Consider the following 12,420-nt stretch of genomic DNA (forward strand, 5'->3'; position numbering starts at 1 on the left):
CGCGGAATTGGTAGACGCACTAGGTTCAGGTCCTAGCGCCCGCAAGGGTGTGGAAGTTCGAGTCTTCTCTTGGGCACCAACAGTTTCAACGGCTCCGATGATGTTTATATCGTAGTCGAGCAGCAAAACAATTTAAGTTTTATGCCCAGGTGGCGGAATTGGTAGACGCACTAGGTTCAGGTCCTAGCGCCCGCAAGGGTGTGGAAGTTCGAGTCTTCTCTTGGGCACCAATAAACCCCCGTTGATTTATGATCAACGGGGGTTTTGCATTTCCTCCCCTTCTCAGCGCGAAGCCATCTCTTCGCCAGCGCGCGGATCCAGCGAGGCGAACATCAGGCTGGACAACATGGTCAAGGCGCCCATGATGGCGAAAGCCCATGCGAAGTCGACCACGGTCAAGCGCGCATGTCCCTGCAACAGACTCACCCCCTGCACGACGAAGGCCCCCACCGTCACCCCCAAACCCGCCGCCAGTTGCTGCGCCACCCCGGAAAGACTGGTGGCATGACTCATACCGGCCGGCTCGACCTCGGCAAAAGAGATCGCGTTCAGGCTGGTGAACTGCAAGGAGCGAAGACAGCCGCCCAGCACGAAGACCAGCAACATCCAGACATAGCTCGGCGCCTCGTAGAACAACGCGTACGCGGCGATGGAAAGACCCGCGAGCACGCTATTGGCCATCAAGACCCGGCGAAAACCGTAGCGCCGCAAGATGCGCATCACCAAGGTCTTCATGAAGATGGCGCCCACCGCAGTGGAACAGGTCAACAAGCCGGAGACAAAGGGATTAAGGCCCAGACCCAATTGCAGCATCAGCGGCAGCAAAAAAGGCGTGGCGCCAATGCCGACGCGGAACACGAAACCTCCCACCACGCCGGCATGAAAAGTCGACAGCCGCAGCAAGGACAAATCCAGCAAGGGATGAGCTGTGCGACGGTAATGCAGCAGATAAAGCCACAGCAAGCCCACGCCTGTCGCCGCCAGCACGACGGACCATTGCGCCGAGACCAAATGCTTGCCCTCGGAGGCCAGGCCAAGCATCAGCAAGGACAGACCCACGCCGCTCAGGGCAAAGCCCAGCCAGTCCAGCGGCGGCACGTGTTCGTCTTTCAAGTCTTCGATATGACGCCTTGCCAACACCCAGCCGAGCACACCGATCGGGATATTGATCAAGAATATCCAGCGCCAATGCAGATAGGTGCTGATGAAACCGCCCAAGGGCGGTCCAATCACCGGCCCCAGCAAGGCGGGCACCGTCAGATAGCTTAGCGCCCGCACCAAGTCCGCTTTCACGGTGGTGCGCAGAATCACCAAGCGCCCCACCGGCACCATCATCGCTCCGCCTATGCCCTGCACAAAGCGCGCCAACACAAAGCCGCCCAATGTATTGCTGAGCGCGCACAATACGGAACCCGCGACGAAAACGGCGATGGCGGCGCGAAAAATACGCCGCGAGCCGAAACGGTCCGCCATCCAACCGCTGATAGGAATGAACACGGCCAGACTGACCAGATAAGACGTCAGCGCCAATTTCAAGCCAATTGGATCCACCAATAGATCGCGCGCGATCTCCGGCAAAGAGGTGGAAATCACGGTGGCATCCATGTTCTCCATGAACAAGGCGGTGGCCACGATCAACGGGGTCACCATGCCGGCGGCAAGCTTGAGCTGCATGACGATCAAACTTCTGGAAATGGAAACAGCAGTGTAGCACCCGCCGCCGCCGGAACGACGGACCCGGGCCGCGCAAATGATGTCGAAAGGTGAAGCGGACTCGCTCAAGCCTCCGGCAGGCAAAACAGACGCCGTCCCGCCCGCGCGCTCCTCTCCCCCAACTCCAGCAAGGCCATCACCTGACACGCCTCCCGCGCCGTCACCGGGTTAGCGCCCAAGCCCCGCGCGGCAAGCGCCACCGCCCGGTAATAATCTCGATAATCGCCCGAAGGGGACGGCCGAGTTTCACTGAGGGCTTCATCGTCCCGCTGACGGTACAAGACGCCGGGCGCAAGGTCCGCGCCCCAGCCCGCCTCGCCGGGGCGGCCGCCCCGCTTCAAGCACTCCTCCTGGCCGTCCAGACCAAACTTGACGTAGCTGGCGAGCCCGCCGTGCAGACTAAAGCGCGGAGCGCCGCCGCTAACCAGGCAAGAGGCATGCAAGACCGCCTGACACTCCCCATATCCCAGCTGAACGTGAAAGTAATCCGTCGCCTGCGCGCCGACCCTTTGTTTGGACAAGCTCGCATAAATCGTCTGCGGCCAGCCCAGCAACTGCAGAACCTGATCCAGCAGATGCGGCCCCAGGTCGTACCACAGCCCCGCGCCCGGCTGGTCCTGTTCGCGCCAGCGCGCGCGCACCTGCGGCCGGTAACGATCGAAGTGGGACTCAAAATGGCTGAGCGGCCCCAACTCGCCGCTGGCCAGCAAGGCCTTGAGCGCCAGAAAGTCCGCGTCCCAGCGCCGATTGTGGAATACCGACAACAGCGGGCCGCCCGGCCGCTCCGCCATCAGGCACAACTCCCTCGCCTCCGCCTGCGTCAACGTGAACGGCTTGTCCACCACCACGTGCTTGCCGGCCGTCAAGCTCGCGCGTGCCTGCGGATAATGCAGTTGGTTGGGACTGGCGATAACGAGCATATCGATAGCCGGATCGGCCAGAGCCCGCTCCAAATCGGCCAACACCGGCACTTGCGGCCAATCGGCCCGCACCGCGTCCGGCCGGCTGCTGACCACGGCCGCCAGCCGCAACTCGGGCACCGCGGCGATCAAGGGCGCGTGAAAAGTCTTGCCGGCGTAGCCGTAGCCCACCAAGGCGACATTCAATGGCTGCATTTATATTGCCTTCGGAAACCAGAATCCAACAGTCTACGCCCGCCGCGGGCATGAAAAAACCCGCCTGGCAGGCGGGTTTCCGTCGATGGGTCGAATCGGGCTTACAGACCGAAAGGATGACGCATCACGATGGTTTCTTCGCGGTCCGGACCCGTGGAGATAATGTCCACCGGCGCGCCGCACACTTCGGCGATGCGGGTCAGATAAGCCTGAGCGTTGGCCGGCAGGTCTTCCCAGCGCTTGGCGCCGAACGTGCTTTCGGTCCAGCCCGGCATGGTTTCATAAACCGGCACGCACTGGCTGACCGCGTCGGAACCAAACGGCAGGATGTCCACTTTCTCGCCGTCCAGGGTGTAGCCCACGCACAGCTTGATCTCTTCCAGACCGTCCATCACGTCCAGCTTGGTCACGCACAGACCGGACACGCCGTTGATCTGGATAGAGCGCTTGAGCGCGGCGGCGTCGAACCAGCCACAGCGACGCGGACGGCCGGTCACCGAGCCGAACTCGTTGCCGCGCTTGGCCAGGAACATGCCGATCTCGTTTTCCTGCTCGGTCGGGAACGGACCGGAGCCCACGCGGGTGGTGTAGCCCTTAACGATGCCCAGCACGTAGTTGAGCATTTGCGGAGCCACGCCGGCGCCCGGCGCCGCGGCGCCGGCCACGCAGTTGGACGACGTCACGTACGGATAAGTGCCGTGGTCGATGTCCAGCAGCGTGCCTTGCGCGCCTTCGAACAGCAGCGGAATGCCCGCCTGGTTCATGTCGTACAGGGTGCGGGACACATCGGCCACCATGGGCTTGATGCGCTCGGCCAGTTTCAGGGTATCGGCCAGAATGACGTCGAAACTCACCGGCTCGGCCTGGAACAGCTGGGTCAGCATGAAGTTGTAGTATTCGACGTTTTCCTTCAGCTTCTCGGCAAAGCGGGCGGTATCGAACAGGTCGATCACCTTCAAGGCGCGGCGCGCCACCTTGTCTTCATAGCAGGGGCCGATGCCGCGGCCGGTGGTGCCGATCTTGCCTGCGCCCTTGGCGGCTTCACGCGCCTGGTCCAGAGCGACGTGGTAAGGCAGGATCAGCGGGCAGCCTTCGGAAATCTTCAGGCGGGCGGCGACATTCACGCCGGCAGTTTCCAGCTCGTCGATCTCTTTGAGCAAGGCTTCCGGAGACAACACCACGCCATTGCCGATGAAGCACTCGACATCGTCACGCAGAATGCCGGACGGAATCAGGCGCAGCACGGTTTTCTTGCCGCCCACCACCAGAGTGTGGCCCGCGTTGTGGCCGCCCTGGAAGCGAACCACGGCACGCGCGTGGTCGGTCAGCCAGTCAACGATCTTGCCCTTGCCTTCATCACCCCACTGGGTACCGATCACGACAACGTTCTTGGACATTGGAAAAAACCTCTTCTTCAGTCAGATTCAAAAATCAGTTAAATGAAACCACATGCCAATCCGAGCCGTCCGAAGTCAGCTCGCGATCGCAATTCAAGGCCTGGGCGGACTCGCCCAGATAATCAATCACCACCATTTCGCCCGCTGCGCGCAGACGGGCCACTTCAGCCCGCGCCTGCGGCCAGTGCCTGGCGGCCAGGCGGATGCCCCTGACCGAGCCTTGCTCCGGCAGGATGCGGATCAGGTCGCGCAAATCCAGGCTGAAGCCGGTGGCCGGCCGGGCGCGGCCGAAACGACGACCCACATTGTCGTAGCGGCCGCCGCGCGCCAGCTCTTCGGCCCAGCCCTCAGCATAGGCGGCGAACAGCAGGCCGTTGTGATACTGCGTGCCGCGCAGTTCGGTCAGGTCGAAGCTCAGGGCCACCCTGCCCTCCAGCGCCTTGGCCACAGCGGACAGCTGCATCAGGCCCAGCTCCACCTCGGGCAAGGACGGCAGACGGGAACGCGCCCGGTCCAGCTCCTCGATCGGACCATAGAGCTCCGGCAAAGCCAGAAAAGCGCTGCGGTACGGTTCGGCCACATCGCGGACCAACTCGCGGATGCTGGCCACGTCCTTGCTCTGCAGCTTGGCGAACAACGCCCGGCTGGCCTCCGCCGACAAACCGGCGGCGGAAGCGATGCCGCGATAAATCGCCATATGGCCGATGTCCAGCCGCAGACCGGACACGCCGGCGCGCTCCAAGGCGCCCAGCATCAACTCAATGATTTCCAGGTCGGCCTCGATGCCGGCGTAGCCGTACAGCTCCGCCCCAACTTGCAGCGGCTCGCGGGAGCCGGCCAGGCCGTCCGGCCGGGTATGCACCACGCTGCCGGCGTAGCATAGCCGGGTCACGCCGGTGCGCTCGCCGAGCAAGTGCGCGTCTATGCGCGACACTTGGGGCGTGATGTCGGCGCGCAAGCCCATTTGCCGGCCGGACAACTGATCGTCCAGCTTGAAGGTCTTGAGCTCGAGCGAAGCGTCTTCCTCGCTGACCAGCGAATCGATGTACTCGATCAGCGGCGGCAGCACCAACTCGTAGCCCGCCACGCGAAAGCCTTCCAGCATCGCCGCCTTGGCGGACTCCACCTGGCGCGCGGTGGCGGGCAGAATATCCGCGATGTATTCCGGTAACAGCCAATTACGCATGATTCTTTTCAACAGAATAAAAGGCGGGAAGCGTCCCGCCTTGTTATCAGCAAACTGGCCAGGTCGCCCCGGCCAGTGTTCCATACTCGATTGTCTTGCGCGGCGTCTTCCGCCAGCCTTGGCCGCTTACTTGGCCTTGGCCGCTCCCGACTGCGGGTTCTTGAAGTACTTGAAGAACTCGCTGCTCGGCTCCAGCACCAGGACGTCGCTCTTGTTCTTGAACGACTCCTTGTACGCGTCCATGCTGCGCCAGAAAGCGTAGAAGTCCGGGTTCTTGCCGTAAGCCTCGGCGTAAATCGCCGCCGCCTTCGCGTCGCCCTTGCCCTTCAGCTCCTGAGCCTGACGATACGCTTCGGCCAGCACCACTTCGCGCTGCTTGTCCGCTTCGGCGCGGATGCGTTCCGCGTCCGCGGCGCCCTCGCTGCGCAACTGGCTGGCGACGGTGCGGCGCTCGGACTGCATGCGATCGAAGACCGAACTGCTTATTTTATCCGGAAAATCGACTCGTTTTAAGCGCACGTCGAGAATTTGTACGCCTATTTTACGCGCATCCGCGTCCGCGCGCTTGCGAACCGTATCCATCACCTGATCGCGCTTACCGGAAATGACGTCGGCAACCATCTTTTGGCCGAATTCCGCGCGCAACCCGTCATTGATGGTCTGTTTCAAACGCGCCACAGCGGCGGCCTCGGAACCCACGCTCTTGTAAAACTGCTCAACGTCCACCACGCGCCATTTGACGAAGCTGTCCACCAACACGTTCTTTTTCTCGCGGGTGTTGAACAGTTCCGGCGCCTCGGCGTCGATGGTCTGCACGCGGCGGTCGAAGTAACGCACGTTCTGCAGCAGCGGCACCTTGAACTGAATGCCCGGCTCCTTAATGATGCGCACCACTTCGCCAAACTGGAAAACCAGCGCGTATTGGCGCTGATCCACGGTGAACAGCGACAGGCTGGCAACAAATAGCACACCGGCTATGGCAACTACAGTCGGAATCAGTCTATCCATTGCTTATCGCTCCGCCCCAAAAAAATCACGCCCGCGGGTCACGTCCCGCCCCCCTTTGGCATTGCCGGCCTGAGCGGCCGGCGCAGCCGGCTCCGTCTGCTGCGGAACCGCGCTGGCGGCGGGCGCCGCCGCGCCGGAAGCGCCCGGATTGCTCTGCTGGATCAGCTTGTCCAAAGGCAGGTACAAGAGATTGTTGCCGCCCTTCTGGTCCACCACCACCTTGGTGGTGCTGCTCATGATCTGCTGCATCATGTCCAGATACAGACGATCGCGCATGACCTTGGGCGCTTTGTTGTATTCAGACAACACTTGCTTGAAGCGCGAAGCGTCGCCTTCCGCGCGGGAAACGACTTTCTGCTCGTAGGCTTCGGCCTCCTGCTGCAGGCGCGCGGCCAGACCCTGGGCCTTGGGCAGCACCTCGTTGGCGTAAGCCAGGCCTTCGTTGCGCAGCTTGTCCTTGTCCTGACCGGCCTTCACCGCGTCGTCGAAGGCCGCCAGCACTTGCTCGGGCGGCTGCACCGCGTTGATGTTGACCTTGGCGATGCGCACGCCCAGCGAATAACGATCCAGCACTTCCTGAATCAGTTTCTGGGTTTCCACCGCGATCTGCGTCCGCCCTTCGTTCAACACGAAGTCGACCTTGTTGCGGCCCACCACTTCGCGAATCGCGGTTTCGGTCGCCTGCTTGACGATGTCCTTGGCGTCCCGCTCGCGCGAGGCGTTATTGAACAGGAAGGCGCGCGCGTCCTTGATGTCGTATTGCACCGACAATTGGACGTCGATGATGTTCTGGTCCGAAGTCAGCATCAGCGACTCTTCCGCCACTCGCGTCTGGGCGGTGTTGCGGTAGCCCACTTCCACGCTGCGCACTTCGGTCAGGTTGACGATCTCCACCTTTTCAATCGGGAACGGCGCGTGCCATTGCAGGCCCGGCTCGGTCACCCGGTTGAAGCTGCCCAGGCGCAGCACCACGCCTTGCTCGCGCGCGTCCACCACGTAGAAACCGCTGGCCAGCCACAAGGCCGCCAATACGCCCACCACGGCGATGGCGCCGCCCTTGAACGGCGGTTTGACGCCGGACGCGGGACTGCCGCCGGCGCCGCTGCCTTTGGCGCCCAGCAGCCGCGACAGCTTCTGATTTAGGTTGCGGAATACTTCATCGAGGTCCGGCGGCCCTTCATTGCCTCGGCGGCCTCGGTTAGGGTCATTCTGCGACATGCTCGTAATAGTCTTTATGGTTGTTTTGGGAAGGATGCACGCATTCGGCAATCGCCGCGCGCAAGAGTTCCAGGCCGGCCCCGGTCAGGGCCGAAACCCGCACCGAAACAGGAAGGCCCGCCGCGTCGCGCTCGATCTCCGGCTCCATCTCGCGCAGATCGCATTTGTTCCAGACCAGCAGCTGCGGAATGCCGTCCGCGCCGATCTCGGCCAACACCTTGTTGACCTCCTCGATCTGCACATCGCGCATATCGCTGGAGCCATCCACCACGTGCAGCAGGAGATCCGCGCGCACGGTTTCCTCCAGTGTGGCGCGGAACGCCGCCACCAGGGTGTGCGGCAGATCGCGGATAAAGCCCACAGTATCCGAAATCACGATGGATGTCTGGTGATTGAGGAACAGCTTGCGGCTGGTAGTGTCCAGCGTGGCGAACAATTGGTCCGCCGCGTAGATGCGCGCCTTGGTCAGCGCATTGAACAAGGTGGACTTGCCCGCGTTGGTGTAACCGACGATGGACACCGAGGCGATGCCGGCCCGGCCGCGCCCCTTGCGCTGCGTATTGCGCTGCTTTTGCACCTGGGCCAGCCGCTCTTTCAGCGCCTTGACGCGGATGCCGAGCAGCCGGCGGTCGGTTTCGAGCTGGGTTTCGCCGGGGCCGCGCAAGCCTATGCCGCCCTTCTGGCGCTCCAAGTGGGTCCAGCCCCGCACCAGGCGGGTGGACATATGCGACAGCTGGGCCAGTTCGACTTGCAGCTTGCCTTCGTGACTGCGCGCGCGCTGGGCGAAGATGTCCAGGATCAGGCTGTTGCGGTCGATGACGCGACACTGCAGCGCCCGCTCCAGATTACGCTCCTGGCCAGGCGCCAAAGCATGGTTGAATATCACTACATTGGCATCGGTGGCGCGCACCAGCAGGCCGATTTCCTCGACCTTGCCCTTGCCCGCGAACAGCGCGGCGTCCGGGCGCTGCCGCTTGCCCTGCACCACGCCCATCACCTCTACGCCGGCGCTCTTGACCAGCTCGGCGCACTCGGCGATGTTTTCCTGGTAATCGGCATCTCCAAAATCCAGGCAGACCAGAACCGCCTGGTCGCCTAAGTCGGGACGATCAAACACTATTCGGAAACCATAGTTGGGGCGCAAAAGATAAAAGGCCGACAAGCCGCGCCGGTTTGGCGCGGCCGATCGGCCCGGTCACAAGCACAGCAACGCTTTAGGCGTCTTGCTGCTCCTGCTTTTGCACCGGGTGTTCATGGGGAAGATTGACCGGACGGGCGGGCACGACGGTGGAAATGGCGTGTTTGTACACCATCTGAGTCACCGTGTTTTTCAACAGCACCACGTACTGGTCAAAGGATTCTACCTGACCCTGAAGTTTAATACCGTTGACCAGGTAGATGGACACCGGCACATGTTCCTTACGCAGGATGTTCAGGAACGGGTCTTGTAACATTTGCCCTTTAGAGCTCATTCGTTATTCTCCGAATCGTTGATTGTTGTATTAACTGAACCTTACAGCCCGGTTGTCTGCTTATTATTAGCAGAAAACATCCCGGCGTACTATTTTTTACTGCTGCTGCCCTTGCCGCTCTTGCCGTAACGCACTTCTTTTTCGCGTCCGCGCATCTTGGACATCGGCTTGGGCTTGGCTCGGGACTTCTCCTTGCCGTCGTCGGTGTCGAACGGATTCTCCGAAGACTTGTACTGTACGCGCAGCGGCGTGCCCTGCAGCTTGAACACTTTCCGGAAGGTATGTTCCAGATAGCGGGTATAGCTGTTCGGCACCGCATCCAGCGCATTGCCGTGCACCACGATGATGGGCGGGTTCTGGCCGCCTTGGTGCGCATAGCGCATTTTCGGGCGGATCAAACCGGAGCGCGGCGGCTGCTGGCGCTCCAGCGCCACTTGCAGCACCCGGGTCAGCTTGGGCGTGGCCAACTTGGCCATGGCCGCCCGGTAGGCCTCGTCGATGGACTTGAACAAGTCTGCCACGCCGCGGCCTTCAATGGCGGAGATGTAATGGAACTTTGCAAAATCCAGGAAGTTCAGCTTGCGCGCGATCTCGCGGCGCACCGTTTCCTTTTGCTCCCCGTCCAGGTTGTCCCACTTGTTCACCGCCACCACCAGCGCCCGGCCCGCTTCCAACGCGAAACCCGCGATGGTGGCGTCTTGCTCGGAAATGTCCAGTTGAGCGTCCAGCACCAGCACCGCCACGTTGGCGTCTTCGATCGCCTTCATGGTCTTGATCACCGAGAACTTCTCAAGCATCTCGCTGACCTTGGCCCGGCGACGCACGCCCGCGGTGTCAATGATGGTGTAGGTATGGCCATCTCGCTCAAAATCAATATATATGCTGTCGCGAGTGGTGCCGGCCTGGTCGAAGGCGATGACGCGCTCCTCGCCCAGGATGGCGTTGACCAGGGTGGACTTGCCGACGTTGGGCCGGCCGATCACCGCGAACTTGGGATGGCGCGAGGCTTCTTCTTCCACTTCTTCCGGGAAGTCCGCCAGCACCAGTTCCATCAATTCGCGCACGCCGTCGCCATGGGCGGCGGAGATCACCAGCGGCTCGCCCAGCGCGAGTTCGTGGAACTCGGCACCGGCGATGGCGTGCCGCATGCCTTCCGCCTTGTTGACGGCGAGGAAGACCGGACGCTGCAGCTGGCGCAGACGGTTGGCGATGATTTTGTCTTGCGGCGTCAGGCCGTTGCGGCCGTCCACCAGGAACACCACGGCATCGGCTTCGTCCACGGCCTGCAGCGTCTGCTTGGCCATTTCGAATAGAATGCCTTCGTCCACCACCGGCTCGAAACCGCCGGTATCGACCACAAGATACGGCTTTTCGCCCACGCGGCCATGGCCATAGTGGCGATCGCGCGTCAGGCCGGGCTGGTCGGCGACCAGGGCGTCGCGGCTGCGGGTCAGCCGGTTGAATAAGGTCGACTTGCCCACATTGGGGCGGCCGACCAGAGCTACGGTAGGTTTCATGAGTACTGCTTTATTATCCCAAAGTCAGCATCGCCAGACGGCCGTCCTTGCCTTGCATCAAGGCGGACGAACCCAGCGACACCGGTTGATTGGTCAGGGCGGGCCCGACCTTGACTCGGCCCACGATGCTGCCGCTCTCATTGGATAGCAGATGGGCGTAACCTTCGCCATCTCCCACCAGCACAAAGCGGCCCAACAGAGCGGGGCCGGTGACGTCCCGATATTTCAGGTCGTCGGTTTTCCAAATATTGCGGCCGGTGCCGCGATCAAACGCCCAGACCGAACCGTCTTCCGCGCTGACGTAGACATTGCGGCCGTCCACGGCTAGGCCGCGGCTGGACGAGATTTCGCGCGCCCACAACAGATTGCCGGAACGCGCTTCGAAGCAGGCCACGCGCCCCTGATAGGCGACCGCACACACCTGACCGGCGTCGAAGACCGGCCGCGAAGTCACGTCGGTCATCCGTTCCAGTTCGGTGGCGCCGCGAGGGTTGGCCACCGCGCCCTGCCACAAAGCGTTGCCGGTTTGCGGGTTGACGATGTCCAGGCGGCCACCGGCCTGCCCCACCATCACCGCCTCCTTGCCCACCGCCTGCATCGAGCCGTTGTTGCGCACAGTCAGCTGCGGCAGCACATTGCCGCTGGACCACAGCTGCTTGCCGCCTTCGCTCAGGGAAAAGCCGGTCAGGCGCGCGTCGTTGGTGCGCACCAGCACCATATCGCCGGCCACTTGCGGCGCCTCCAGCATCAGGCTGGTCAGCGGCTGCTGCCACAGCACTTTGCCGCTGGCGCGTTCCACCGCCAGCAACTTGGCGTCCTGGGTGCCCACCAGCACCATGTCGCCGGCCACGGCGACGCCGGCGCTCAGCTTGCGCTTCAGATCCACGTCCGCGCTGACGCGGCCGCTGAGGGCGTCGATGCTGCGCACGCGGCCGTCGGCGTCGGCGCTCACCACCAGGCCGTTGGCGTAGACCGGCAGGAAGCCGGCGGCCGGCGCGGCCTGTCCCGCCGTCCATTTGACCTCCAGCCCTTGCAAGGGCTTGATCGCGACGAGCGGGGTGGGCTTGAACTGGGTATTGCTTTCAAACCAGCTGGCGCAGCCGGCCAGCAAGGAGGAGGACAGCACAGCGGTCAGCAACAATTGGCGGCGCATGCGATCAGCCTCCCAGCGCGTCGAGTTTGGTCTGGATGAACTGGCGATTCGGGGAATCGCCCACCAGTTTGGCCAAAGCGGATTTATAGGCGTCGCGCGCGGCGGCGGCGTCGCCCTTGGCGACCAGCACGTCGCCCTTCAAATCCAGGAACAGCGCGTCGAAGCCGGCCGGATGCGCCTTGTTCAGTTCGGCGATCGCCGCATCGTAGGTTTTCTGGTCCAGCAACAGGGAGGCCAGACGCAGTCGGGCGATGGCGCTTACCGATTCGTCCTTGCTATTGGCCAACACCCATTCCAGCTGGCTCTTGGCCAGCGCGAGCTCGTTCTTGTCGAAGGCGGCCTTGGCCAGAATCAGCGAACCGCGGGTGGCGTAGGCCGAAGAGCCGAAGTCGTTCTGCAACAGCGTCACCGCGGACTTCAGCTTGGCGATGTCCTTGGACGCCACCGCCGCGTCGATGTTCTCGTAAGCGGCCGCGGCTTTCTGCGCCTGCTGCTCCTGGTAATAGCGGTAGCCTTTGAAGCCCAGATAGGCAATGGCGGACGCCGCCAGCACGCCGGCGATCAGCTTGCCCCACTGCTGCCAGAAGGCCTTGATCGAATCAATCTGTTCCTGTTCCTGCAAGTCGAACGCCATTGCGCCC

General features: G+C 62.6%; 11 protein-coding genes and 1 tRNA gene. 1 reads left to right on the plus strand and 11 read right to left on the minus strand.

The genetic code is table 11. The features are described 5' to 3' along the window. Positions 1 to 143: 143 nt before the first annotated feature. Positions 144 to 230, plus strand: a tRNA-Leu gene (locus tag QUG03_RS15940). A gap of 52 nt (positions 231 to 282) precedes the next feature. Here QUG03_RS15940 and QUG03_RS15945 read toward each other — a convergent pair. The 11 genes from QUG03_RS15945 to QUG03_RS15995 form a co-directional block, all read right to left on the minus strand. Then, entirely contained in the window at positions 283 to 1,674 is a 1,392-nt protein-coding gene (locus QUG03_RS15945) for an MFS transporter (RefSeq protein WP_500820386.1), read from the minus strand. A 104-nt stretch (positions 1,675 to 1,778) separates the two neighbouring features. Further along, positions 1,779 to 2,828 (minus strand): oxidoreductase, encoded by a 1,050-nt coding sequence (locus tag QUG03_RS15950; protein WP_227104354.1) that lies wholly within the window; start codon positions 2,826 to 2,828, stop codon positions 1,779 to 1,781. Positions 2,829 to 2,929: 101 nt separating this feature from the next. Beyond that, entirely contained in the window at positions 2,930 to 4,225 is a 1,296-nt protein-coding gene (locus QUG03_RS15955) for an adenylosuccinate synthase (protein ID WP_107798564.1), read from the minus strand. A gap of 34 nt (positions 4,226 to 4,259) precedes the next feature. Then, positions 4,260 to 5,411 carry an ATP phosphoribosyltransferase regulatory subunit gene (locus QUG03_RS15960; protein WP_253315651.1) on the minus strand — a complete coding sequence of 384 codons (1,152 nt, stop codon included), beginning with the start codon at positions 5,409 to 5,411 and terminating at the stop codon, positions 4,260 to 4,262. A 126-nt stretch (positions 5,412 to 5,537) separates the two neighbouring features. Next, a complete protein-coding gene (gene hflC / locus QUG03_RS15965; protein WP_081547400.1) occupies positions 5,538 to 6,419 on the minus strand; it encodes a protease modulator HflC in 882 nt (293 codons plus the stop codon). Positions 6,420 to 6,422: 3 nt separating this feature from the next. Beyond that, entirely contained in the window at positions 6,423 to 7,637 is a 1,215-nt protein-coding gene (hflK, locus tag QUG03_RS15970; RefSeq protein ID WP_227104357.1) for an FtsH protease activity modulator HflK, read from the minus strand. Next, on the minus strand, positions 7,624 to 8,754 hold the full coding sequence (hflX, locus tag QUG03_RS15975; RefSeq protein WP_500820387.1) for a ribosome rescue GTPase HflX: 1,131 nt from the start codon (positions 8,752 to 8,754) through the stop codon (positions 7,624 to 7,626). Before hflX ends, hflK begins: the two co-directional genes overlap by 14 nt. A 97-nt stretch (positions 8,755 to 8,851) precedes the next feature. Further along, the gene (gene hfq, locus QUG03_RS15980) at positions 8,852 to 9,109 is read right to left on the minus strand and encodes an RNA chaperone Hfq (protein ID WP_039756760.1); all 258 of its coding nucleotides are present in this window, start codon (positions 9,107 to 9,109) and stop codon (positions 8,852 to 8,854) included. An 89-nt stretch (positions 9,110 to 9,198) separates the two neighbouring features. Further along, positions 9,199 to 10,626, minus strand: coding sequence for a ribosome biogenesis GTPase Der (der, locus tag QUG03_RS15985; protein WP_107798560.1), 1,428 nt, complete (start codon positions 10,624 to 10,626; stop codon positions 9,199 to 9,201). A gap of 13 nt (positions 10,627 to 10,639) precedes the next feature. Next, positions 10,640 to 11,779 (minus strand): outer membrane protein assembly factor BamB, encoded by a 1,140-nt coding sequence (bamB, locus tag QUG03_RS15990; RefSeq protein WP_227104359.1) that lies wholly within the window; start codon positions 11,777 to 11,779, stop codon positions 10,640 to 10,642. A gap of 4 nt (positions 11,780 to 11,783) precedes the next feature. Continuing rightward, positions 11,784 to 12,413 carry a YfgM family protein gene (locus QUG03_RS15995; protein ID WP_107798558.1) on the minus strand — a complete coding sequence of 210 codons (630 nt, stop codon included), beginning with the start codon at positions 12,411 to 12,413 and terminating at the stop codon, positions 11,784 to 11,786. Between the last annotated feature and the right edge of the window lie 7 nt (positions 12,414 to 12,420).

This window comes from Chromobacterium sp. CCUG 30098 (genome assembly GCF_059916605.1).

Coding starts and splice junctions, on each gene's coding strand:
- QUG03_RS15945 (WP_500820386.1), bottom strand. CDS start 1,674: ATGCAGCTCAAGCTTGCCGCCGGCATGGTGACCCCGTTGATCGTGGCC.
- QUG03_RS15950 (WP_227104354.1), bottom strand. CDS start 2,828: ATGCAGCCATTGAATGTCGCCTTGGTGGGCTACGGCTACGCCGGCAAG.
- QUG03_RS15955 (WP_107798564.1), bottom strand. CDS start 4,225: ATGTCCAAGAACGTTGTCGTGATCGGTACCCAGTGGGGTGATGAAGGC.
- QUG03_RS15960 (WP_253315651.1), bottom strand. CDS start 5,411: ATGCGTAATTGGCTGTTACCGGAATACATCGCGGATATTCTGCCCGCC.
- hflC (WP_081547400.1), bottom strand. CDS start 6,419: ATGGATAGACTGATTCCGACTGTAGTTGCCATAGCCGGTGTGCTATTT.
- hflK (WP_227104357.1), bottom strand. CDS start 7,637: ATGTCGCAGAATGACCCTAACCGAGGCCGCCGAGGCAATGAAGGGCCG.
- hfq (WP_039756760.1), bottom strand. CDS start 9,109: ATGAGCTCTAAAGGGCAAATGTTACAAGACCCGTTCCTGAACATCCTG.
- der (WP_107798560.1), bottom strand. CDS start 10,626: ATGAAACCTACCGTAGCTCTGGTCGGCCGCCCCAATGTGGGCAAGTCG.
- bamB (WP_227104359.1), bottom strand. CDS start 11,779: ATGCGCCGCCAATTGTTGCTGACCGCTGTGCTGTCCTCCTCCTTGCTG.
- QUG03_RS15995 (WP_107798558.1), bottom strand. CDS start 12,413: ATGGCGTTCGACTTGCAGGAACAGGAACAGATTGATTCGATCAAGGCC.